The sequence below is a fragment of the Halomicrococcus pelagicus genome (assembly GCF_051917725.1).
Taxonomy (GTDB): domain Archaea; phylum Halobacteriota; class Halobacteria; order Halobacteriales; family Haladaptataceae; genus Halomicrococcus.
On the sequence record NZ_JBQBLX010000004.1, the window covers coordinates 24,896 to 45,611 of the forward strand.

Consider the following 20,716-nt stretch of genomic DNA (forward strand, 5'->3'; position numbering starts at 1 on the left):
ACCGGAGAAAGTGAGACGGGAACTGGAGAGCGACCGCTCCCCCGAACTTTTGTGCGATAACGCGGAACGTCCGGACGATGAACGTACGACAGGTCGTACCCCGTGACGCCATCCCGAGCGTCGACGACCCGGCGTTCGGACGAGGGTACGACGGCGACCCCGGCGACCGGGTCATCGTCGTCGAGTCCGACGACGGGCCGACCCGCGCCTATCCCGTCCGATACCTCCACTACCACGAGGTCGTCAACGACCACGTCGACGACCCGATAGCGGTGACGTGGTGTCCCCTCTGCGGGAGCGCCGTCGTCTACGTCCGCGAGGTGGCCGGGCGAACGCTCACGTTCGGCGTCTCCGGGAAGCTCGACGACGACGACCTCGTCCTGTACGACCGCGAGACGGAGTCGGAGTGGAAACAGTCGAGCGGCGAGTGCATCGCCGGCGAACTCGCCGGCGAGTCGCTGACCGTCCGCGCCGCGGCGATGCTCCCCTGGAACAGATTCCGCGAGCGCCACGACGACGGCGTCGTCCTCCGGCCGCCGGGCGGCGCGAGCGAGGCCAGCGGCGACGGCGACAGCGTCGAGGAGATCGACTACGACGAGGAGCCGTACCGCGACTACTTCGAGACGGACGGCTTCGGCCTGGCGGCACACCGTGGCGACGGTTCGCGGGAGTGGAACCGCGACGACCTCGACCCGAAGGCGGTCGTCGTCGGCCTCGAACGCGACGGCGACGCGCTCGGCGTGCCGCTGTCCCGCGTCGAGGCGGCCGGCGGGGTCGTCACCGCCAGCGTCGGCGACGCGGACGCCGTCGTCTTCGCCGCCGAGGGCGTCCACGCCTTCGAGCATCCGGGGGTCGCCTTCGAACCGGAGGAGGGTCCGTACTTCCGGGGCGACGGTGCACGCTGGCACGGCGCGACCGGTGAGAGCGACGACGGCCGAACGCTGGACCGACTCCCCGCTCGTCGGCTGTTCGCCTTCGCCTGGCAGGACGACCACGGTCCCGACGCGTTCTACGAGCCCTGAGTTCGCTCGACGACGGTCCCGTCGTCGCCCGCCGCGACGGCGGTCCCGCCCTCGCCGGTCGCGACGCACCGGAACGCCGCGAACGTCGGGAGGTCGACGCGCTCCCAGTCGTCGGCGCGCCGGTAGACGCCGTCCTCGCCGACTGCCAGCAGCTCCGTGCTCCCGTCGTATCCCGCCACCGCCAGAAGCGGTGCGTCGGCGACGGAGCGGCGCGTCCATCGGTCGCCGTCGTAGCGCAGCGCCGACCCGTCGTCGGTGACGGCGTACAGCGTCTCGCCCGCGAACGCCACGTCGTGCAGGGCGGCGTCCGCCGCGCCGATGCGTTCCCACTCGCGGCCGCCGTCCGTCGTCTCGTACACGCCGCCCCCGGTGTCGCAGGCGACGCCGCGCTCGGGCGAGTCGAACGCGACCGCGGCCACGCTCGACCCGCTTCCGGGTTTGACCGGTGCGGCCCACGAGAGGTCGCCGTCGTCGTTGCGTCCGCGGACGATTTCGCCGGAGCCGGTGGCGAGGTAGACGGCTTCCCGGCCGGCCCGTCCCGCGACCGCGACGTCGTTCCAGGTGCTCGTCATCTCCTCCGGTGCGGAGTGGTCGGTGACGCGGTCGGCGTCGAGTCGCCCCAGTGCGCCGCCGTCGCCCGCGAACCAGACCCGACCGTCCTCGGTCGCGTCAGCACCCCGGAGCGCGTTCCGGGCGGCGCCCGGTCCGTCGTCGACGACCGTCCGCCAGCCGTCGCCGCCACGCGCCAGGACGACGCCGCCGTCGCCGACCGCGCAGGGCCGACCGTCGGCGGTGACGGCGCGCAGCGTCGCGTCGGTCGGCACCGTTGCGGTCGTCCAGCGGTCGCGTTCCAGTTCGGGGTCCTCGGAAGCCCGTTCCTCCCCGGAGTCCGGGGCCGTTTCGTCACCGGCGCTCGGCGCATCGGCCGCGTCGCTCTCGCCGGCCGACTCGTCGGCGTCGCCGTCGGTCGGCGGGCGCTCGCTCTCCTCTCGCGTCGCGTAGAGGTAGACCGGCGGTAGCACGTACGCGGCGACAGCCAGGACCGCGAACCCCTCGTGGACGGTCGTCAGGTACCCGAGACCGGTCAGCGCCGCGGCCGAGGCGGCGTGAACGGCTGTCTTCGTGTATCGCCGGTAGTAGCTCCAGAATCCCCCGACGGTTTCCTGCTCGGATTCGTCGTCCATTCGACGGGCGATTGGGCGCTGATACTAATCAGCCTTCTCGCCACGGTCGGGGAGTATGTCGTGCAGAAGACATTTATCGGGGCGAGCGAAGCCGTCGAGTATGCCCTCCACGCGACGCGCGCTCCTCTCGGCCCTTGGTACCGCACTCTCCGTCTCGTTGGCCGGCTGTTCGGGGTCGCTCCGCTCGACGACCGTGGATACCGACACGTCGCCGGGTCGAATCGAACGCGGACTGCGACCACCGAACGTGAAGACGCAGTCGCCACCGAACGCGCTGGTGACCGTCGGTCGGGAGCGGTCTGGCGACCCGCGGCCGCACCTTCTCTGGTTCTGGAACGAGTCGAGCGATCGCCGCCGCCTCGCGCTGGGGCTGTCGCGCACGTCGTCGTCGCCGCTCGGCTCCTCGACCGACCGGTTGCTCCGTCGGACGTACCCGCTCGCTCCCGGCGGGCTGCTGGCGGTCGAACTCCGGCGACCCGGGCGATACAAGGCCGTCGCTCGTATCGCGGGCGTCAAGGAAACGACGAAGGTCCCGCGGTCGCGGTTCGACTGCAACGACTCGTCGACGAGCGTGGTCGTTCGCGCCGACGGCACCGTCGAAACGGGCGGGATACGAACCTCGATGAAGTGCTCTGACGACACTCTCTGACCGTCGCACGGCCAGCCGCATCGGACGGCACCGTCGAATCTGCTCGCCACACGACGCGCCGCTCCGGCGCCCGCCTCTCTGCCGTCCGCCGCTTCGAACCCTCGAAGTATCTATCCTTCGACCACAACTTCTCTTCGAAATGGTAGAAGCTGACGAAAGTTTATAACCACGGAGACGACAGAGTCTGACGACTGGTCAACGCGTGTCCGAACCGAACGACGACTCCGAATCAGACGACGACGGCCGACGACTCCCCGGACCGTCGTCGCTAGTTCTCCTGTTGCTCGCGGTCTTCTGTGCGGCGTACCTCGCCGTGCCGGGGATTCGAGTCGCGTCCGCCGGCTTCGACTACGTCGGCGTGACGCTCGGCGTTGGACTGATGCTCGCCGGGACCGTCCACTTCCTGCGCCCTCGCTTAGGCGAGAATCCCCCCGAATCGGCGGACGAATCCGGGTCCGCAGACGAAGCGGAGTCGCCGGAAACGACAGGTGACTCCGGCGCGAACGAGGACTGATGGTCGATTTCGCCGCGTTCCTCGTGCTGGAACTGCTCGTCGCTACCGCGCTCTTCGCGGCACTCGGCGCGCTCGTAGCGAAGTGCCGGGCGGCCGACGAGTGGAGTCCCCGGGACCTGCGCGACGCCGAACGCGACGGCGGCGTCGATGACCGCTGGCGCTGAGCGCTACTCGCGCCACTGGGCGATCAGTTCGCTGGTTCGAATCCGCTCGTCCGGGTCCTCGACGACGGCGACCATCGCCTCCCGGTTCAGCGCGTACGCGCGGTTCTCGTCCCGCGTGACGAACGAGCGCTTCCGGAGTTCCGCCAGCAGGCTCTGAATCTGCTCGACGGACGCGGCGACGCTTTCGTCGAGTTCGTGGACGGTCATCGGACCGTCGCGGGCGAGCGTGGCGACGACGTCCCAGGAGTGGTCCTCGTTACACAGCGACTCGCGGCGTGCGGAGTCGATGCGGACGACCACCGGTTCGGACTGGGCGAGGTCGATGAGCGACGCCGTCTCGGGGTTGATGTCGGTCACCACCGAGTCCCGGAGTTCGTGTCCGCGCTCGCGGAGTCGTTCCAGGTACGCCGTCACCTCGTCGTCCTCCGCATCCCAGACAGCCGATTCGCTCGACCCCTCCTCGTCCGGCCTCTCGTCGCCCGACCCCTTTTCGTCCGTCTCGTTCGCCTCCGCCTCCTCACCGACCGTTTCGCCGGCGGACGACGCGGCGCCGTCGACTGCGGGCGAGTCGGCAGTCGCCGCGTCGTCCACCTCGCCCGCCTCGCCGTCCGTCGTGGCGGGCGCCGACTCGTCGACGCCCGCCTCGAACTCGCCGAGTTCGGACTGTTCGTCCTGGAGTTCCGCGACCTTCGCCTCGAGTTCGCGGATGCGCTCGTCCTTCTCGCGGAGTCGCCGCTGGATGTCCTCCGGCGTGCCGACCTCGCCGTGGGCGAGAGCGTTCGCCATCTTCCGCGCGGCGGCGGAGACGTTGCGGGCCGATTCGAGTTCGTCCTCCAGTTCGCGGATGCGCTCGTCCCTGTTTTCGAGGCGGCTCTCGAGTTCGGCGACGCGGTCCTGCTCCTGTTCGCGCATCTCCGTGATACCCTCCAGGTCGTCCATCAGCGCGTCGCTGACCGACTTCAGTTCGGGCCGCTCGAAGTCGTCGAGTCCGGGCGTCGCACCCGCGTCGAACGTCTCCTTGCGGTTGAACTTGATGCGGCGGACGCCCCCGTCGGTCCAGTCCGTCTGGACGAACGCCTCGCCGGAGTCCAGGTCCGGCACCTTCTCGCCGTACTCCGAACCGACGATGCGGCTGACGACCTTCGTGTCGTTCTCCCACGTCAGCCGGTGCCAGACCAGCCAGTTCGCCTGCGTGATGAAGTCCTTCTTCACGTCCGCGGGGCGCTGGCTGATGCCCATGATGCCGAGGCCGTGCTTGCGCCCGCGCTTGCCGACCTTGATGAGCATCTTCCCCGTCTCGCCCATTCCGCCGCCCTCCGGGATGTACTCGTGGCACTCCTCGACGACGAGCAGGAACGGCTTCTTCAGCTTCTTCTCCTTGGCGAACAGGTGTCGGGCCGTCTCGCGGATGAGTTCGTCCGCCTCGTCGTCGTCGAGGTAGCCCGACACGTCGAGGATGATGGGGACGTTCTGGTCGAGCGCGAGCGCCGCGATCTTCTCCGCGTGCTCGGCGCTGACCTGGATGTCACACTCCTCGTCGGCCCCGGCGTGCAGGAGTTCGTACTCCTCCTTCAGGCCGTAGTACTCGCCGTCCGCGTCGATGATGCAGACCGGGTAACCGGCGTCGAGTAGCTGTTCGACGACGACGCTCGCCGTGTTGGACTTGCCCGACCCCGACTTGCCCGTCACGAAGCCACGGCCCGTCAGAATCTCCACGACGGGAAGCGACACCGGCGTTCCGTCGTCGACGAGATGTCCGACCGACAGCCGCTGTTCTTCGTCCATCTTACTTGCTCGTACCGACAGGTACGTCTTCAAATTTTGCATGGCGACGCGACGGAGAATCGCCGTCGGACGCGAAAACGCCTTGACCGGAGCCGCCGTGCACCGTCCACATGGAGATAGTCGAGAACACGCTCGACGGGCCGCTCGACGCGGTCCTCGACCGACCGCTGTTCTGTTTCCTCGGCACCGCCTCGCCGGAGGGCCACCCGCGCGTCTCGCCGCTGTGGTTCCTCTGGGAGGACGAGCGAGTCTGGATACTCGGCGACACGGAGGGGAAGTCGTACGCGCGACGGGTCGCCGAGCGTCCCGAGGTCGCGCTCGCCGTCGTCGACTTCGACGTGCGCTCGGGACGGGTCATCCACGTCGGAATGCGCGGCGAGGCGTCGCTGGAACCGCTCGACGACGACCGGGTCGACCGGCTCCTGGAGCGGTACCTCGGCGAGGCCCGCTCGGCGTGGGACCCTCGCTTCGCGGCGCTGGACCCGGACCGCTGGTCGTTCGTCCGCGTCGACCCCGACACGGTCGTGGCCCGCGACCAGTCGTTCTCCCCGAGCCTGGAGCGAGCGTAGCGCTACCGCGGCCACCGCCCCAGCGCGCGCCGGACGAGCGCGCAGGCGCGCTGGCGGAGTGGTTCCAGCACCGGCCGCGAACAGACGCCGAGATACGCCTCGACCGGGTCGTACTCGCCCGTTTCGACCAGCGCGAGGGCGCGGGCCGTCGCCCGGTAGTTGCCGTCGGCGACGTACGGCGGCTCGCAGCCCTCGCGTCGCGCCAGCACCAGCGGTTCGTCCGGCGGGTTCTCGCGAACGTCGAGGACGCGCCCGACGTCGACTCCCGTTTCGGCCGCGAGCGCGTCGGGGTCGCCGCCGGCGACGCGCCGCGCAGCGCCGACGACCGTGCCGTCCGGCGAGAGCGACCGCCACAGCATCCCCTCGGGTCCCTCAATTACGCGCAGTCGCGCGAACGCCTCCGGCGAGAGCGTCGTCCGGTACCAGCGAACCGGGGCGTCGCGCCAGACGAACGCCGCCGCACCGGGCTTGCAGTCCAGGAGGTGGTCCAGCGCGGCCCGTTCGGACAGCGACTCGACCGCGAAGTCGGGCGTCTCCGGCTTCGCACATTCCAGCCGTAACCAGTGGCGCAGCACCGTCGCCTGCGATACTCGCTGCATTCGTTCCCCCTATCGTCGTCCGGGGACTCGAAACGTGTGCCCGACCGAGACGCGGGCGAGGCCGACGACGGCGCGAGGATTTATTCGCGAGCACGTCGTGCTCTCCACGGTGGTAACCGTGTTCACCGACAGGAGAGACGCGGGCGAGCAACTGGCGACCCTGCTCGAGGAGCGCGGCGTCGATGCGGACATCGTGCTCGCGGTACCGCGCGGGGGGTTGCCCGTCGGGCGGGTGGTCGCGGACCGACTCGATGCGCCGCTGGATATCGTCGTCGCGAAGAAGATGGGCGCACCACAGAACCCGGAACTCGCCATCGGAGCGGTCGGAGCCGACGGGAGCGCGTGGGTGAACGACGGCATCGTCGAGAATCTGTCGGTGAGCGAGGAGTACGTCGAACGGGAGCGGGAGCGACAGGCCGAGGCGGCCCGCGAGAAGGCCGAGACCTACCGCGGTGGCCGACCGACTCCGGACCTGTCGGGTCGGCGCGTGCTCGTGGTCGACGACGGCATCGCCACGGGCGCGACGATAATCGCCTGCTTGCGACAGGTCAGGAACGACGATGCGGCCCACGTCACGCTCGCCGCACCGGTCGGGTCGCCGACCTCCGTCGAACGTCTCCGCGCTGAAGCCGACGAGGTCGTCTGCGTGGATACGCCGCCGGGGTTCGGTGCCGTCGGGGAGTTCTACCGGCGCTTCGACCAGGTGTCCGACGAACGGGCCCGGTCGTACCTCGACGAGTGACCGCTGCGTTCGACGCCGGAACCCCGACACCGCCGAGGCTGGCGTGACGGTCCGCGGTCGAAGAGCGGTGCGAGCGCGTTCCAAAGTGCGCGCGGAATCGCCGAGCACGTCGAGGTTCCGTGGCGTTCCGCCGTATGGTTGTGTGAACGAAATGCAATACTGCCCCCACCGAACAGGGCAGTTTTCTGCGTATCGGGAGGTTCGTGCCGTTTCGCCGGGGTAATCTGGAGTAAAGCGCGGCCGGGAGTCGGGTCCACCTTGCACAATCTACCGAAGCATTTATATCATTTTCGGCCTTACTACTGGTTAGGGAATGACCTCCCGGGACTTTCTTGGTTTCCCCATTCCGGGAGCACCCGCCAGCGCATCCGACAGTGCGGTCCCATCAATCCATCATGACTGGTACTCGAATCCGAAACTACGGCGGAGCGGACGTACAGTCCAGCGAAACCGAACACGAACACGAGAGCGAGCAAGAACAGGAGAGCGAGGACGAGACGGTCTGTCCCGAGTGCGGCGGCAACCTCGTCAGCGACGAAGAGCACGGCGAGACCGTCTGCGAAGAGTGCGGCCTCGTCGTCGAGGAGGACAGCGTCGACCGCGGCCCCGAGTGGCGCGCGTTCGACTCGAAGGAGAAAGACCAGAAGAGCCGCGTCGGTGCCCCCACCACCAAGATGATGCACGACGAGGGGCTGTCGACGAACATCGGCTGGCAGAACAAGGACGCCTACGGCAACTCGCTCGGCAGCCGCCAGCGCGAGAAGATGCAGCGTCTCCGCAAGTGGAACGAGCGCTTCCGCACCCGCGACAGCAAGGAGCGCAACCTCAAGCAGGCGCTCGGCGAAATCGACCGCATGGCGTCGGCGCTGGGCCTGCCGAAGAACGTCCGGGAGACGGCGTCGGTCATCTACCGCCGTGCGCTCGACGAGGACCTGCTTCCCGGCCGCTCCATCGAGGGCGTCGCCACGGCGTCGCTGTACGCCGCCGCCCGCCAGGTCGGCGTCCCGCGCAGCCTCGACGAGGTGGCGGCAGTCAGTCGCATCGACGCGATGGAGTTCAAGCGCACCTACCGTTACATCGTCCGCGAACTCAGCCTCGAAATCCAGCCCGCCGACCCCCAGAGCTACGTGACGCGGTTCGCCTCCGACCTCGACGTCAGCGACGAGGCCGAACGCCGCGCACACGACCTGCTGAAGACGGCCAAGAGAACGGGCGTCCACAGCGGGAAGTCGCCCGTCGGCCTGGCGGCCGCCGCCGTCTACGCCGGGTCGCTGCTGTCCAACGAGAAGGTGACCCAGAGCGAAGTCAGCGACGTCGCCAGCGTGAGCGAGGTCACCATCCGCAACCGCTACCAGGAACTGCTGGAGGCCGCACAGGACGACGAAGTGCTGGCCTGACGATGGGACCTGGCGGGTTTTTTCTGACTCGACTCGTCGACGACGTTCGTTTTGGCGGAACTCGACGCCGATAGCTACAGCGCGAGCGTCTTCGTCTCCATCCCGACAAACGCCGTCTCGTACCCCTCGTGGCGCGACACCTGCGGCGGCGACTCGACGCGAATCGCCAACTCGTCGCCGGACGCGACGCCGTCGACGCTCGTGCCGTAGTGATACCCCGCGTCCGGGTCGAGCGTCGGCGTCAACGCACCCTCGAACGACGTCTCGCCGTCACGGGTCAGCGTCGTCGACAGGGACGTCATCGGCAGCGGATAGCGGTTGTACGGCGTCCGGGGCGAGACGAGGAGGTAGGTGCCCTCGTTCGCCAGCGGTCCGTCCGCGACGGTGCTCACCAGGAACGGTGCGTCGCCCGTCGTCACTTCGCCGCGGAACTGTCCCGGGAGATTCGCCCGCTTCGGGACGTGACTGACCGGCATCCTCATGTCCATCCGGTCGACCGCGTCGCGCTCGCCTTTCCGGTCGTCGAGTCGCCTGTACGCGATGTCCTCCTTCGTGGACTGGCTGTAGTCGAACGTCGTCGTCAGCGTCTCCGTCCCGTCGAACTGCCCGGCGAGCGCGCCGGTCTTGCGGAAGTCCAGTCCGCCGACCTTCACTTCGGCCTCGTACGTGCCGTCGCCGTCGAGGCTCAGATTGTCGCCGAAGTGAAATCCCATGTTCTGTGAGAGCATCGGCCACATCGTCCGCGTGGCGCTCCAGTCACCGTTCGAGAGGGTGATTCGGACGTTGCCCGCCGGCAGCACCCGTTTCGTCTTCGCGTCCCACGCCGACGCCATCAGATGCACGTCGTCCTCGGACTGTATCTCGACTTTCTTCTGCCGTTTCGCCGTCCCGCCACCCATCAGCCAGAAGCGGTGGGGGAAGCTGTAGAACAGCGCCAGCCGGAGCCGTCCCCGCTTCGCCATCCCGGCCATCTCCATCCCCTCGACGTGCGAGGGGACGTAGACGGCGTCGGGACGGTTCTGCACCATCGGCGGCGAACGACCGACCGTGCGCGTCTGGAAGAGGTTCGCACAGCCGGTCATCGACCCGGCCACACCGACTCCCGCGGTCCGCAACAGCGTACGCCGGTTCATCGTCGGCCCCTAGTCGTGGCGTGCGAAAAGGGGTTCTGGTACGCCCGTCGAAAACGGACCGACGCGGTCGTCTCCCCCTCTCGAAGCCGAACGTGGACACCCGCCACAGCGTTCATTACCCGGGACGGTGCACTGGGAACGGGAGCGGGTGAGGCTCCGGGGCGACTTTTCCCGTCTCGCGACCGTTAACATGTTAACCCAGCAGTATTTGCCGTTTCTCGTTCCCGGTACACACGTCATGGTAAACCACGGCGTGAACCGACGCGACCTGCTCACCTCCATGGGAGCCGTGGGGGCGGCGGGACTCGCGGGTTGCACCGGCAATAATGAAGACGGAGGGACGACGAGCGACAAGGGAGACGGCGGCATGACGGGAACGCAGCAAACGACGGCGACGGACGTATCGGGGACGGTCAAGGTCGGCGTACTCCAGCCAGTCTCTGGCGACCTGAAGTACTACGGACAGCAGAGCCTCTGGGGCTTCCTCTCGGGACTGGCGTACAAGGCCGACGCCACGCCGAAGACGGGCGTGAAGACCGGGACGACGACCGTCTCGGTCGGCGACGTGGACTTCGAGCTTCACGTCCAGGACACGAAGTTCAGCGCGAAGAAGGCCCAGCAACTGGCGACGAACCTCGTGAAAAACGACGTCGACGTGCTCTTCGGCTGTGCCTCCTCGGGGGCCGCCACCCGCGTCATCGAGACGGTCGCCAAGCAGACGAACGTCCCGTACATCGCGGGGCCGGCGGCGTCCGCGGGCGTCACGTCGAACGCGGACACCTGCGCACCGAACGTGTTCCGCGCGAGCGAGACAACCGCGATGGACGCCCGTAGCGGCGGGAAGTACGTCGCCCAGGAGACGGACGTGAGCAAGGTGTTCCTGTTCGGCGCGAAGTACAGCTTCGGGAAGGCCGTCGTGAACAACTACGAGGAGGTCCTCAAGCAGGAGGGCGTCGAGATCGTCGGCAAGAAGTTCGTGCCGAAGGGCCACTCCGAGTGGAAGGGCCTGCTCGACCGCGCCGAGGACGCCGGCGCGGAGGGCATCGTCGGCGGGTTCACCGTCGCCACGCTGCCCGCGCTGTTCACCTCGTTCCTATCCGGCGACTACAGCTATCGCGTGTTCGGCGGGTTCGCGACGCGCATCACGAACGCCGTCGTCGGCCAGACGATGCAGAAGGTACTCGGCGAGCCGCTGACGAAGGAGAAGATTCGAAACGCGAAGCTCGGTCCGTTCACCACGCGCTACCACTGGAACCAGTACGACAACGAGATCAACTCGGAGTTCGTGGACACGTACAGGAAGGCGTACGGCACGGTGCCGGACCTGTTCACCTCGGGCACGTTCACCGCCGCCTCGGCCCTGGTCCAGGGCGTCCGCGAGAGCGGGTCGACGAAGGGCGCGGACGTCGCCGAGGCGATGCGCGGCATGACAGTCAGGGACACGCCGAAGGGCGAGGGCGGCTACGTCTTCCAGGGGTACAACAACCAGGCCCGGTCGTCGATGACCGTCGCCAACCCCGTCCCGACCACGGACGAGTGGTCGGACAGCTGGAAGGCGGCCGTCATGCCGGGCGACCCCGTCACCACCATCGACGGGGCGAAGGCGACGATTCCGAAGGACGCGAACGGGATGGGTTGCTCGCTGTAACATGCTCCGGACCGCGGGGCTGACGAAGCGCTTCGGCGGACTCGTCGCCGTCGACGATGTCGACTTCGCGCTCGAAGAGGACCAGCTCTGCTCGCTCATCGGCCCGAACGGGGCCGGCAAGACGACGTTCTTCGACCTGTTGACCGGCGTCCTCGAACCGACGGCGGGCAGCATCGAGTTCCGCGCCGACGGCGAGTGGCGCGACGTGACGGACGCACCGCCGCACCGCACCGCGAGCCTCGGCGTCCACCGGTCCTACCAGATAACGAACGTCTTCCCGACGAGCACGGTGCTGGAGAACGTCCGCGTGGCCGCGCAGGCGCAGGGCGACGACGCGGCGAACGCGTGGCGTAACGCCGGGGCGTTCGACGAGTACGTCGCGGAGGCGCGCGCCATCCTCGACCGCGTCGGACTCCTCGACGAGGCCGAGACGACCGCCGAGAGCCTGAGCCACGGGGCGACCCGCCAGCTGGAGGTCGGCATCGCGCTGGCGGGCGACCCCGACGTGCTCCTGCTGGACGAACCGAACGCCGGCGTCTCCAGCGAGAGCGTCGGCGACATCATCGACCTCATCGAGGACGTGGCGACCGACCACGCCGTGCTGCTGGTCGAGCACAACATGGACATCGTGATGGAGGTCAGCGACCGCGTCGTCGTCCTGAACCAGGGACGGGTCATCGCGGACGGCCCGCCCGAGGACGTGCAGGGCGACCCGGCGGTACAGCGGGCGTACCTCGGCGGCTACGAGCGGGAGGGAGCCGCGTGAGCCTGCTGACCGTGGAGGACGCCCACACGTACTACGGCGAGAGCCACGTGCTGGAGGGCGTCTCGTTCGAGGTGGCGGCGGGCGAGGTCGTCGCCCTCGTCGGCCGCAACGGCGTCGGCAAGACGACGACGCTCCGGTCCGTGCTCCAGCTGACGCCGCCGCGCTCCGGCAGCGTCCGCCTCCGGGGCGAGGAACTCGTCGGCAGGGACACCCACGAGGTGGCCGACATGGGCGTCGGCTGGATTCCGGAGGACCGCCGCGTGTTCACGCAACTCTCCGTCGAGGAGAACGTCCGCGTGGCGGTGCCCGACGACGGCGACGCCGACGCGGCGCTCGCGGAGGCGTTCGAGACGTTCCCCGACCTCGAGGAGTTCCGCGACCGGGACGCCGGGTCGCTGTCGGGCGGCCAGCAGCAGATGCTCGCCATCGCGCGGAGCCTCGTCGGCGACAACGACATCCTGCTCGTCGACGAGCCGAGCGAGGGACTGGCGCCCCTCGTCGTCGAGTCGGTCGCGGAGGCGCTGTCCGACGCCGCCGAGGACACGACGCTGCTGCTCGTCGAACAGAACCTCCCCCTGGCGCTCGACCTCGCCGACCGGTTCTACGTGCTGGACAACGGTCGAGTTGTCGAGGAGGGCGACGCCGACGACGCGTCGGCCGACGACGAGCGACTCAGGAGGCATCTCAGCGCATGACCGACCCGATGCTCGTCGGAGACGTCGTCCTCGCCGGGCTCGTCGACGCGCTGGGGCGGTTCGTCCGGCCGTCGAACCTCGCCTCGGTGCTCGTCGACGGCCTCTCGAAGGCGGCGCTGTACGTGATGATAGCCGGCGGACTGACGCTCATCTTCGGACTGATGGGCGTGCTGAACTTCGCGCACGGTTCGCTGACGATGATCGGCGCGTACCTCGGCGGCCTCGTGATGGTCAGTGCCGTCGCCTCGGGGACCGGACAGTTCGCGCGCCTCGCGCTGTTCTTCGTCGCGGCCGCGGCCGTGTTCGCCGCGCTCGCGGCGCTCGGGGCCGGCATCGAGGTGGGGCTCGTCCGACGGCTGTACGACCGCCCGCCGATCTACCAGATACTGCTCACCTTCGGACTGACGCTCGTGCTGGACGAACTCGTCCGCATCGTCGTCCAGTTCTACGGGATGCAGCCCATGGCGGAGTGGCAGGCGGCGTTCGGCACGAAGCCCGCCGTCCTGACCGAGTCGGTGGGACTCGGCCCGCTCTCGGTGCGCGGCCTCGCGCTGTTCGAGATCGGCGTCGGCGTCCTCGCCGTCGCCGGCATCTGGGCCTTCCTCACCCGGACGCGGTACGGCCTCGTCATCCGGGCCGGGAGCGAGGACGCCGAGATGACGGAGGCGCTCGGCATCGACGTGCGCCGGGTGTTCACCGTCGTGTTCGCGCTCGGAACCGGCCTCGCCGGACTGGCCGGCGTCCTGCTGATGTGGGACCCCCACTGGGGCGCGAGCGTCCCCCTCGCGTCGCACACGCTGTTGCCGGCGTTCGTCGTCGTCATCGTCGGCGGCCTCGGAACCTTCCGCGGCACCGTGGTCGCCGCGCTCGTCGTCGGCCTCGCGGACGCCGTCACGACCTGGTGGTTCAACAACGCCATCGGCTTCGCCGGCCTGCCGGAGATGACCGTCTTCCTCATCCTGGTGGTCGTGCTCGTCGTGCGTCCACAGGGCCTGTTCGGCGTCGAGGAGGTGGGCGGCCATTAGCACCGAGACCGACGCGGAGACGGCCGCCGACGGCGAGTCGGAGGTACCCGGGAGGGCCGCGCTGGACGGCACCGACACCGCCGACTCGTGGGCGGTCGAGTACGCCCGCGACCACGTCGCCCACCTGGCGGTCGTCGCCGTCCTCGCGGTCTATCCCGGAATCCACCACGTGCTGGTGAACTCGCCGGTCGGCGCGGAGGCGACGATGCTGCTGCCGCGGGTCGAGACGATGGTGCCGGTGCTGTACTTCGCGCTGTTCGCGATGAGCTTCGACTTCATCTCGGGGTACACCGGCTACCTGTCGTTCGGCCACGCCGCCTTCTACGGCACCGGCGCGTACTTCGTCGTCCTCGTGACCAACGGCAAGGTGCCGTTCGTGCCCTCGGGGACGCCGTACGTGGTACTGCTCCTGCTGGCCGGCGTCGTCGCCGCGGTGCTGGCGCTCGCCATCGGCGCGGTGTCGTTCCGGCTGACCGGCGTCTACTTCGCCATGATAACGCTCGGGTTCGCCCAGGTGCTGTACGTGCTGGTTCGCAACTGGAGCTACGTCGGCTCGAACCCCCGGGACGGCGTTTTCGTCGACACGATGGACGGACTGAACGTCGGCGTCCCCGGGGTCGACGCGCTCAACCTCGCCATCGGGCAGTTGACGGGCGACGAGGTGTCGCTCGCGTTCGTCCAGTTGAGCGCGACGGAGGTCTCCTACTACGTGGTCGGGCTCGTCGTGCTCGGCTGCTACTTCGCGATGCAGCGCATCCTCCACTCGCCGTTCGGGCGCGTGATGGTCGCCATCAGGGAGAACGAGGAGCGCGCCGTCGCCGTGGGGTACGACACCTTCCGGTACAAGCTCGGCGCGTTCGCCATCAGCGCGTTCTTCGCCGCCGTCGCGGGCGGCCTGCTGGCGGGCTACCAGCGCAGCGTCTCGCCCGAGGAGTCCTTCTACTTCCTCGTGGCCGGCGACGCGCTGCTCGCCGCCATCATCGGCGGGTTCGGCACGCTGGCCGGGCCCCTGTACGGTCACCTGTTCAGCGAGACGATCAAGGAGTTCCTCTCGAAGGCCGCCAGCGGCGGCGGCCTGCTGCCGTACCTCCGCGAGCACCTCGGCGAGGGCCTGATGACGACCGAACTCTACGGCGGAATGACGGTCGGCACGAGCATCGAGACGTTCCTGAACGGCCACGCCAGCCTCTACGTCGGCGCGCTGTTCGTCCTGTTCGTCCTGTTCGTGCCGAACGGACTGCTCGGCACAGTGCGGGACAGGCTCGGCGGCCCGGTCGCGAAACGCCTCCCCGCGCACGTCCGGAGGTACCTGTGACGGTCGGACTCACCGGCTACGGCGTCTACGTCCCGGACGAGACCGTCTCCGGAACCGAAATCGCCGACCGGAGCGGGATTCCCGAAGAAGTCGTCGTCGAGAAGATGGGCGTCCGCGAGAAGCGCGTCTGCCCCCCCGATTCGGACCACGTCACGGACATGTGCGTGGCGGCCGGGGAACGGGCGCTCGACGACGCCGGCGTCGCGGCCGCGGACGTGGACGCCGTGCTCTACCACGGCAGCGAGTACAAGGACTTCGTCGTCTGGAGCGCCGCCGCGAACGTCGCCGAACGCCTCGGTGCCGAGGGCGCGTTCGCCAGCGAGAGCTACGCGCTCTGTGCCGGCGCGCCCGTCGCGCTGCGGGCGGCGAGAGCGCAACTGCTCGCGGACGCCCCGGAGACGATGCTGCTCGTCGCCGCGAGCCGCGAGGAGGACCTCGTCGACTACGGCAACGAGGACGCCTCGTTCATGTTCAACTTCGGCAGCGGGGCGAGCGCGGCGGTCCTGGAGGCCGACCCCGACGACCCGCGAGCCACGGTCCGCGAGAGCGCCGCCGTCACGGACGGCAGTTTCTCGGAGGACGTGGTGATGCCCGCGGGCGGGTCACGGAACCCACCGAGGCGGGAGACGGTGGCCGCCGGGCTACACGCGCTCGACGTGGCGGACCCCGAGGGGATGAAAGAGCGTCTCGCGGACGCCAGCCTGCCGAACTTCCTCGACGTGGCCGACGACGCCCTCGAACGGTCGGGCTCCGACCGCGACGACCTCGACTTCGTCGCGCTCACCCACGTGAAGCGGTCGTTCCACGACCTGCTGCTCGACGAACTGGGCGCGCCCGGCTACTACCTGGACGAGTACGGCCACGTCCAGAGCGTCGACCAGTTGCTCGCGCTGGACCGCGGCCGCGAGGAGGGGCTCGTCGAACCCGGCGACGTCGTGCTCTTTCTCGCCGCGGGAACCGGGTACACCTGGGCCGCGACCGTGCTGGAGTGGCACGGGTAACGCTTTTCTCCCTGCCGTCGGCAGTCGCTGCCATGTTGAACCGCATCGTCGCCACGTTCGTCGGCGCGCTGCTGGCCGGGACGGTCGCCGCTGCCGCCGAGACCGCCGGGGCTCCCGGCGGCTACGCGGTCGTGGTCGGCCTCGGGGTCGCCATGCCGCTGCTCGTGTTCGCCGGATGGAAACCGCAGTTCGACGTCGACGCCTACCGCGAAGCGCGCTGGCCCGAGGGCGCCGCGCGGGACGCCGCCGTCGTCGCCGTCGCGAGCGCGGCCTTCGGCGCCGTGGTCGTCGCCGTCGCGGAACGGGCGCTGAGCGCGTCGGCGGCCGTCGGCGTCGGCGCTGGCGGCGTGTTCGCGGGCGGCTACGCGGTGGCGTACTACCTCGCCCGCCGGTTCCGGGCCGGGGAGTAGCGTCGCGGGACCGCGGGCGGTCGTGAACGCCAGACGCACGACCGCGCCGTCGCTTTTTCACGGCCCGTCGTCGGTACGGACATGGCATCAGAAACGGAGACCGCCGTTCGAAGGGAGACGGGAACCGTCGACTGGACCAGCGCCGTCCTGGCCGGCGTCGGCGCGGGAATCGCGATGGGGCTGCTGATACAGTTCGTGATGGGTATCATGCCCGTCATCGGGGCGCTCTACGGCGTCGAGAGCCTCGCCGCGGGGTGGATAGCGCATCTCCTCCACAGCGTGGCGTTCGCGCTGGTGTTCGCCGCCGTCGTCTCGCGGCCGCCGCTGTCGAAGTACGCCGAATCGACCGCGTCGGTCACCGGCCTCGGACTGGCGTACGGCGTCGTCCTCTGGCTCGTCGCCGCCGCCATCGTCATGCCGATATGGATGGGCCTGGTCGGCCTGCCGAGTCCCGGCGTCCCGAACGTCAATCCGCAGAGTCTCGTGGGACATCTCGTCTACGGCGTCTTGCTCGGCGGTCTCTACGCCGCTCTGTCGCGCTGACCGACGACCGACATGACTCCGCGTTATCCGTCGCGGCGACGGTCCCGTTCCGGGTAGTTCACGTACGGTCCCGGAAGCAGCGCGCGCAACGAGAGCGTCCGCCCCGTGCCGTCCGTCTCCTGGTCGCTCGCCCGCGTCTCCGCGGTGCGGTCCGCCCGGCGTCCGGTCGATGGGAGCGCGTTCGTTTCGGGAGTCATCGTACACTTACGAAAGAACGTCCACGACCTTCATTATAAACTCGTTAACCGGTTACGGAGCGTCTTCGCGAAGCGAGCGAGCCGACGACCGCCACCGCAGTCGACGGCCGCCACCGGCGGGCCGCTCACTCGCCGGAGTCGGTCATCCGGACCGTGAGCACGGGCACGTCGGAGAGCCGAACGACCTTCTCGGTGACGCTGCCGACGAGGTACCGGTTCAGCCCCCGGCGGCCGTGGGTCCCCATCACGATGACGTCGACGTCCTCGTCCTCGGCGTAGTCGAGGATGGCGCGGTGCGGCACGCCCCGAATCACCGTCGTCGTCACGGCGACGCCCTCCTCGTCGGCTCGCTTCCGGACCTCGGCGACGGCGTCCTCCGCGTTCGCCTCGAGTTCGTCGAGCACCATACCGACGCGCACGTCCGGCGGGACGGCGGACCGGTCTGCGACCGAGACGACGTGCAGGGTCGCGTCGGACATCTCGGCGAGGTCGAGCGCTTGCTGGATCGCTTTCTCGGTGGCGGGACTGCCGTCCGTCGGCAGCAGGATTCGGTCGTACATGGAGTACCTCCGTTCCGGGCTACGGTTCGCATGCGCGTGTCATTTGTGGTGGTCGTCACGTCCCGGGAGTCGACGGGCCGCTATCCGTTCTCTCTCCCGAGTAACTGCAGGAGGCGAACCCGTTTCGACCCAGCCATCGCCGGTCGTCTCCGAACTCCCCCGACGCCGACGAACGGTGGGACCGTCCCGTTGCCGTCGGTTCCCGGCGTACTTTGCCGTCCGGTACTCGGCGTTCTGCGGCCCCGTTGCGCCTGACGAAGCGTACTGACGGCCGAAGCGGCGTCCGGTGCCAGCAACGGTTTCCCGTCCGGTAACGTACGTCGGTCCATGGGGACCATCGTCGTCGGGCGGACTCCGGCGTCCGACTTCGCGCTGGAAAGGACGCTGGACCGGGTCGAGGGGGTCGAGTTCGAAATCGAGCGCGTCGTCGCCCCGGAGGCCGGTCAGGTGATGCCGTACGTCTGGGCGGCCGCCGACTCGGACCAGGCCGACGAGCTAGAGCGGGCGCTGTCCGACGACCCGACGACCGACGAGGTGGAACTTCTCGCGGACCTCGGCGACGAGTGGCTCTACCGGATGGAGTGGGTCGAACGCACCCGGTTCGTCGTCCACGTCCTCGTGGACGCCCAGGGGACCATCATGGACGCCGTCGGGAAAGACGACGAGTGGTGGCTCCGCGTGCTCTTCCCCGACCGGGACTCGCTGTCGGCGACCTACGACTTCTGCGAGACGAACGACGTTCCGTTCGACGTCGACCAGATTTACCAGCTCGAAGCGGCACCTCGACGCAGCCAGTACGGTCTGACCGAAGAGCAGTACGAGGCGCTGGTGACGGCGTTCGAACACGGCTACTACGAGGTGCCCCGCAGCGTCTCCGGCGAGGAACTGGCGACAGAACTCGACATCTCCCACCAGGCGCTCTCCGAGCGGTTGCGCCGCGCGTACCGCAATCTCGTCTCGCGGACGATAATCGTCGGCGAGGACATCCGGTAGGACGGGTTCGCCAGCAGTTTTATTCCGTCGTCCGTCGTCTCACGTCCGTATGTCCGGGGAAACTGCGAGCGCCGAAATCGGGCGAACGGAGTCGACGAGCGACCCGATGGGGGGCGTCCGGACGGTCGGCGTCTGGATACTGGGCACGATAGCGCTGGCGGTTCTCGTGCGATTGCTCCGTCGGACCAGGTCCGTGGTGGCTTCCTGAAACCGTCGGCGGGTGTCCGTGACGGTTCCGCCACTGGCGTGCCCTCCAGCGGGCGACGGTCCTTCCACGAAGTCGTTCCGCGACTACCTCGCGGACCCGACAGCCGGTCGAGGACGTCCGGTGCCGCACTCGCCCCGTTCGTCGCGACGGCGTTCGGCACGGAGACGGTCGAAACTCGCGTCCCGTAATCGGCCGGGCGAGCCCGCAGGATGGGGCGAAGCTACGGAAACGGTGGGGGTGCGCCGCGACGTGAGGCCGTCGAAGCGGAAGCGAGCTTCGACCGGGGTCGTCGACGTTCGCTGCTCGCCGCGCCGACGGGCCGATAATCCTATATACCATGAATCCTCGCCGGGGTATGGACGTTCGAATCGGGGCCATCGGCCTCGGTGGACTCGGACGCATCGAACTCGGGATTCTCGACGACGTCGACGGCGTTCGCGTCGTCGCAGGCGCTGACGTCTCCCCGGAAGCCCGCGAGAGCTTCGAGTCGGAGTACGACGCACCGGCGTACGCCGACCACGAGGCGCTGCTGGCCGAGCAGGGGGACGAACTCGACGCCGTCACCATCGTCACGCCGCACACGCTCCACCACGAGCAGGCGACCGCTTGCCTCGAGGCCGGAGTGGACGTGTTCGTGGAAAAGCCGATGGTGACGGACGTGGCCGACGCGGTCGATCCCGTGGAGGCCGTCGACGAGCGCGACCGGGTCCTCCAGGTCGGCTACCAGCGCCACTTCCATCCCCTGTTCGGGGAACTCCGGCGCGTCGTCGACGAGGGTCGCATCGGCGACGTTCACATGGTGGACTGCTATCTCGGCCAGGACTGGATAGACGTCCAGCGGGGGACCTGGCGCACGAACCCCGACCTCTCCGGCGGCGGCCAGCTGTACGACTCCGGGTCGCACCTGCTCGACGCCGTGCTCTGGACGTCCCGCACGGAGCCCGTCTCGGTCGCGGCGGTGACGGACGACCGCGGCGAGGACGTGGACGTGAACTCGGCGCTGGCCGCGACGCTCGACCGCGACGGCAGCCGGGTCACGGCGAGCGTCGGCGTCAGCGCGGACGGCGACACCGCCTCGCCAGAAGAGGGGATGGTCGTCTGGGGCACCGACGGTCACGTCGAGTACGACGGCGACCGGTTGCGCGTCGTCGACGCCGACGGCGACGAGTCGACGGTGCGCCCCGCGGAGGGGTCGACGGCGTTCGAACCCCTCACCCGAAAGAAGCTGACGAACTTCGTCCGCTCGGTCGCGGGCGAGGAGGAACCCGCCGTCCCCGGCGAAACCGGAGTCCGGGTGACGGCGATGACCGAGGCCGCCTACGAGGCCGCCGAGACGGGCCGGACGGTCGACGTGCAGGCGCTCCTCGACGACGCGACGGAAGAGCAACTCGCGGCCAGCGCCTGAGCAGTCGTCGGTCGGCAGCGGACCGGACGCGTCGTCGCTTCCGGAACGGTCGCTATCCTCTACTCGCTGTACGGCCGCCGCTAATTGAGTTAGGAAAATAACGGAATTTGGGTTTCGGTTCAGCAAATTCAGTCAAATATCGACTGGATGCCCGACATCGAAAGCGGTTTTATGTCGGCCGGCGAACTGTCG

General features: G+C 69.0%; 24 protein-coding genes. 18 read left to right on the forward strand and 6 right to left on the reverse strand.

From position 1 onward, the window contains the following. The first annotated feature begins 77 nt into the window (after positions 1 to 77). A complete protein-coding gene (locus ACTF4R_RS11785) occupies positions 78 to 1,022 on the forward strand; it encodes a DUF3179 domain-containing (seleno)protein (RefSeq protein WP_440008041.1) in 945 nt (314 codons plus the stop codon). Here the strand turns inward: ACTF4R_RS11785 and ACTF4R_RS11790 are convergent. After that, positions 1,010 to 2,206: a WD40/YVTN/BNR-like repeat-containing protein gene (locus ACTF4R_RS11790; protein WP_440008042.1), complete on the reverse strand. Its 1,197-nt coding sequence runs from the start codon at positions 2,204 to 2,206 to the stop codon at positions 1,010 to 1,012. The genes ACTF4R_RS11785 and ACTF4R_RS11790 overlap by 13 nt on opposite strands. A 100-nt stretch (positions 2,207 to 2,306) precedes the next feature. Here ACTF4R_RS11790 and ACTF4R_RS11795 point away from each other — a divergent pair, with 100 nt between their 5' ends. The 3 genes from ACTF4R_RS11795 to ACTF4R_RS11805 all read left to right on the forward strand — a co-directional run bounded on the left by ACTF4R_RS11795 (position 2,307) and on the right by ACTF4R_RS11805 (position 3,533). Continuing rightward, the gene (locus tag ACTF4R_RS11795; RefSeq protein WP_440008043.1) at positions 2,307 to 2,855 is read left to right on the forward strand and encodes a hypothetical protein; all 549 of its coding nucleotides are present in this window, start codon (positions 2,307 to 2,309) and stop codon (positions 2,853 to 2,855) included. 202 nt (positions 2,856 to 3,057) lie between these two features. Continuing rightward, positions 3,058 to 3,369, forward strand: coding sequence for a hypothetical protein (locus ACTF4R_RS11800; protein WP_440008045.1), 312 nt, complete (start codon positions 3,058 to 3,060; stop codon positions 3,367 to 3,369). Next, positions 3,369 to 3,533 (forward strand): hypothetical protein, encoded by a 165-nt coding sequence (locus ACTF4R_RS11805; RefSeq protein ID WP_440008046.1) that lies wholly within the window; start codon positions 3,369 to 3,371, stop codon positions 3,531 to 3,533. Before ACTF4R_RS11800 ends, ACTF4R_RS11805 begins: the two co-directional genes overlap by 1 nt. Before the next feature lie 3 nt (positions 3,534 to 3,536). Here the strand turns inward: ACTF4R_RS11805 and ACTF4R_RS11810 are convergent, their stop codons facing one another. Continuing rightward, positions 3,537 to 5,318 (reverse strand): ATP-binding protein, encoded by a 1,782-nt coding sequence (locus ACTF4R_RS11810; RefSeq protein WP_440008048.1) that lies wholly within the window; start codon positions 5,316 to 5,318, stop codon positions 3,537 to 3,539. 110 nt (positions 5,319 to 5,428) lie between these two features. On the opposite strand from ACTF4R_RS11810, the gene ACTF4R_RS11815 reads away from it, so the two are divergent. Next, a complete protein-coding gene (locus ACTF4R_RS11815) occupies positions 5,429 to 5,887 on the forward strand; it encodes a pyridoxamine 5'-phosphate oxidase family protein (protein WP_440008049.1) in 459 nt (152 codons plus the stop codon). A gap of 2 nt (positions 5,888 to 5,889) precedes the next feature. On the opposite strand, the gene ACTF4R_RS11820 is transcribed toward ACTF4R_RS11815, so the two are convergent. Then, on the reverse strand, positions 5,890 to 6,486 hold the full coding sequence (locus ACTF4R_RS11820; protein WP_440008050.1) for a hypothetical protein: 597 nt from the start codon (positions 6,484 to 6,486) through the stop codon (positions 5,890 to 5,892). A gap of 118 nt (positions 6,487 to 6,604) precedes the next feature. On the opposite strand from ACTF4R_RS11820, the gene ACTF4R_RS11825 reads away from it, so the two are divergent. Continuing rightward, positions 6,605 to 7,228 (forward strand): phosphoribosyltransferase, encoded by a 624-nt coding sequence (locus ACTF4R_RS11825; protein ID WP_440008490.1) that lies wholly within the window; start codon positions 6,605 to 6,607, stop codon positions 7,226 to 7,228. Positions 7,229 to 7,623: 395 nt separating this feature from the next. Further along, complete coding sequence (locus tag ACTF4R_RS11830) at positions 7,624 to 8,625, forward strand: transcription initiation factor IIB (RefSeq protein WP_440008051.1); 1,002 nt, start codon at positions 7,624 to 7,626, stop codon at positions 8,623 to 8,625. Between the two features lie 74 nt (positions 8,626 to 8,699). Here the strand turns inward: ACTF4R_RS11830 and ACTF4R_RS11835 are convergent, their stop codons facing one another. Next, the gene (locus ACTF4R_RS11835; protein ID WP_440008052.1) at positions 8,700 to 9,758 is read right to left on the reverse strand and encodes a DUF7350 domain-containing protein; all 1,059 of its coding nucleotides are present in this window, start codon (positions 9,756 to 9,758) and stop codon (positions 8,700 to 8,702) included. A gap of 238 nt (positions 9,759 to 9,996) precedes the next feature. Here ACTF4R_RS11835 and ACTF4R_RS11840 point away from each other — a divergent pair, with 238 nt between their 5' ends. From ACTF4R_RS11840 to ACTF4R_RS11875, 8 genes are all read left to right on the forward strand, one after another. Then, positions 9,997 to 11,406 carry an ABC transporter substrate-binding protein gene (locus tag ACTF4R_RS11840; RefSeq protein WP_440008054.1) on the forward strand — a complete coding sequence of 470 codons (1,410 nt, stop codon included), beginning with the start codon at positions 9,997 to 9,999 and terminating at the stop codon, positions 11,404 to 11,406. Between the two features lies 1 nt (position 11,407). Further along, positions 11,408 to 12,172, forward strand: coding sequence for an ABC transporter ATP-binding protein (locus tag ACTF4R_RS11845; protein ID WP_440008055.1), 765 nt, complete (start codon positions 11,408 to 11,410; stop codon positions 12,170 to 12,172). Then, positions 12,169 to 12,867 carry an ABC transporter ATP-binding protein gene (locus ACTF4R_RS11850; RefSeq protein ID WP_440008056.1) on the forward strand — a complete coding sequence of 233 codons (699 nt, stop codon included), beginning with the start codon at positions 12,169 to 12,171 and terminating at the stop codon, positions 12,865 to 12,867. Before ACTF4R_RS11845 ends, ACTF4R_RS11850 begins: the two co-directional genes overlap by 4 nt. Next, complete coding sequence (locus tag ACTF4R_RS11855; RefSeq protein ID WP_440008058.1) at positions 12,864 to 13,892, forward strand: branched-chain amino acid ABC transporter permease; 1,029 nt, start codon at positions 12,864 to 12,866, stop codon at positions 13,890 to 13,892. The genes ACTF4R_RS11850 and ACTF4R_RS11855 overlap by 4 nt, the downstream gene beginning before the upstream one ends. 160 nt (positions 13,893 to 14,052) lie before the next feature. Further along, positions 14,053 to 15,207, forward strand: a complete 1,155-nt coding sequence (locus ACTF4R_RS11860; RefSeq protein ID WP_440008491.1) for a branched-chain amino acid ABC transporter permease — start codon at positions 14,053 to 14,055, stop codon at positions 15,205 to 15,207. After that, positions 15,204 to 16,208: a 3-oxoacyl-ACP synthase gene (locus tag ACTF4R_RS11865; protein WP_440008060.1), complete on the forward strand. Its 1,005-nt coding sequence runs from the start codon at positions 15,204 to 15,206 to the stop codon at positions 16,206 to 16,208. The genes ACTF4R_RS11860 and ACTF4R_RS11865 overlap by 4 nt, the downstream gene beginning before the upstream one ends. A gap of 32 nt (positions 16,209 to 16,240) precedes the next feature. Next, entirely contained in the window at positions 16,241 to 16,618 is a 378-nt protein-coding gene (locus tag ACTF4R_RS11870) for a hypothetical protein (protein WP_440008061.1), read from the forward strand. A gap of 81 nt (positions 16,619 to 16,699) precedes the next feature. Then, positions 16,700 to 17,161: a histidine kinase gene (locus ACTF4R_RS11875; RefSeq protein ID WP_440008062.1), complete on the forward strand. Its 462-nt coding sequence runs from the start codon at positions 16,700 to 16,702 to the stop codon at positions 17,159 to 17,161. A 23-nt stretch (positions 17,162 to 17,184) separates the two neighbouring features. Here ACTF4R_RS11875 and ACTF4R_RS11880 read toward each other — a convergent pair whose 3' ends face one another. Then, positions 17,185 to 17,358 carry a hypothetical protein gene (locus tag ACTF4R_RS11880; protein WP_440008064.1) on the reverse strand — a complete coding sequence of 58 codons (174 nt, stop codon included), beginning with the start codon at positions 17,356 to 17,358 and terminating at the stop codon, positions 17,185 to 17,187. 125 nt (positions 17,359 to 17,483) lie between these two features. Continuing rightward, positions 17,484 to 17,918: a universal stress protein gene (locus tag ACTF4R_RS11885; protein WP_440008065.1), complete on the reverse strand. Its 435-nt coding sequence runs from the start codon at positions 17,916 to 17,918 to the stop codon at positions 17,484 to 17,486. A 327-nt stretch (positions 17,919 to 18,245) separates the two neighbouring features. Between ACTF4R_RS11885 and ACTF4R_RS11890 the strand changes: the two genes are divergently transcribed. From ACTF4R_RS11890 to ACTF4R_RS11900, 3 genes are all read left to right on the forward strand, one after another. Continuing rightward, entirely contained in the window at positions 18,246 to 18,911 is a 666-nt protein-coding gene (locus ACTF4R_RS11890) for a helix-turn-helix domain-containing protein (protein ID WP_440008066.1), read from the forward strand. A gap of 49 nt (positions 18,912 to 18,960) precedes the next feature. Beyond that, positions 18,961 to 19,119, forward strand: a complete 159-nt coding sequence (locus ACTF4R_RS11895) for a hypothetical protein (protein WP_440008068.1) — start codon at positions 18,961 to 18,963, stop codon at positions 19,117 to 19,119. A gap of 355 nt (positions 19,120 to 19,474) precedes the next feature. Next, positions 19,475 to 20,524 (forward strand): Gfo/Idh/MocA family protein, encoded by a 1,050-nt coding sequence (locus ACTF4R_RS11900; protein ID WP_440008069.1) that lies wholly within the window; start codon positions 19,475 to 19,477, stop codon positions 20,522 to 20,524. Positions 20,525 to 20,716: the final 192 nt, after the last annotated feature.

What these genes read in the sequence shown, in the direction of transcription:
- ACTF4R_RS11785 (WP_440008041.1), top strand. Translation starts at nt 78, where the DNA reads ATGAACGTACGACAGGTCGTACCCCGTGACGCCATCCCGAGCGTCGAC.
- ACTF4R_RS11790 (WP_440008042.1), bottom strand. Translation starts at nt 2,206, where the DNA reads ATGGACGACGAATCCGAGCAGGAAACCGTCGGGGGATTCTGGAGCTAC.
- ACTF4R_RS11795 (WP_440008043.1), top strand. Translation starts at nt 2,307, where the DNA reads ATGCCCTCCACGCGACGCGCGCTCCTCTCGGCCCTTGGTACCGCACTC.
- ACTF4R_RS11805 (WP_440008046.1), top strand. Translation starts at nt 3,369, where the DNA reads ATGGTCGATTTCGCCGCGTTCCTCGTGCTGGAACTGCTCGTCGCTACC.
- ACTF4R_RS11810 (WP_440008048.1), bottom strand. Translation starts at nt 5,318, where the DNA reads ATGGACGAAGAACAGCGGCTGTCGGTCGGACATCTCGTCGACGACGGA.
- ACTF4R_RS11815 (WP_440008049.1), top strand. Translation starts at nt 5,429, where the DNA reads ATGGAGATAGTCGAGAACACGCTCGACGGGCCGCTCGACGCGGTCCTC.
- ACTF4R_RS11820 (WP_440008050.1), bottom strand. Translation starts at nt 6,486, where the DNA reads ATGCAGCGAGTATCGCAGGCGACGGTGCTGCGCCACTGGTTACGGCTG.
- ACTF4R_RS11830 (WP_440008051.1), top strand. Translation starts at nt 7,624, where the DNA reads ATGACTGGTACTCGAATCCGAAACTACGGCGGAGCGGACGTACAGTCC.
- ACTF4R_RS11835 (WP_440008052.1), bottom strand. Translation starts at nt 9,758, where the DNA reads ATGAACCGGCGTACGCTGTTGCGGACCGCGGGAGTCGGTGTGGCCGGG.
- ACTF4R_RS11840 (WP_440008054.1), top strand. Translation starts at nt 9,997, where the DNA reads ATGGTAAACCACGGCGTGAACCGACGCGACCTGCTCACCTCCATGGGA.
- ACTF4R_RS11845 (WP_440008055.1), top strand. Translation starts at nt 11,408, where the DNA reads ATGCTCCGGACCGCGGGGCTGACGAAGCGCTTCGGCGGACTCGTCGCC.
- ACTF4R_RS11855 (WP_440008058.1), top strand. Translation starts at nt 12,864, where the DNA reads ATGACCGACCCGATGCTCGTCGGAGACGTCGTCCTCGCCGGGCTCGTC.
- ACTF4R_RS11870 (WP_440008061.1), top strand. Translation starts at nt 16,241, where the DNA reads ATGTTGAACCGCATCGTCGCCACGTTCGTCGGCGCGCTGCTGGCCGGG.
- ACTF4R_RS11875 (WP_440008062.1), top strand. Translation starts at nt 16,700, where the DNA reads ATGGCATCAGAAACGGAGACCGCCGTTCGAAGGGAGACGGGAACCGTC.
- ACTF4R_RS11880 (WP_440008064.1), bottom strand. Translation starts at nt 17,358, where the DNA reads ATGACTCCCGAAACGAACGCGCTCCCATCGACCGGACGCCGGGCGGAC.
- ACTF4R_RS11885 (WP_440008065.1), bottom strand. Translation starts at nt 17,918, where the DNA reads ATGTACGACCGAATCCTGCTGCCGACGGACGGCAGTCCCGCCACCGAG.
- ACTF4R_RS11890 (WP_440008066.1), top strand. Translation starts at nt 18,246, where the DNA reads ATGGGGACCATCGTCGTCGGGCGGACTCCGGCGTCCGACTTCGCGCTG.
- ACTF4R_RS11895 (WP_440008068.1), top strand. Translation starts at nt 18,961, where the DNA reads ATGTCCGGGGAAACTGCGAGCGCCGAAATCGGGCGAACGGAGTCGACG.
- ACTF4R_RS11900 (WP_440008069.1), top strand. Translation starts at nt 19,475, where the DNA reads ATGGACGTTCGAATCGGGGCCATCGGCCTCGGTGGACTCGGACGCATC.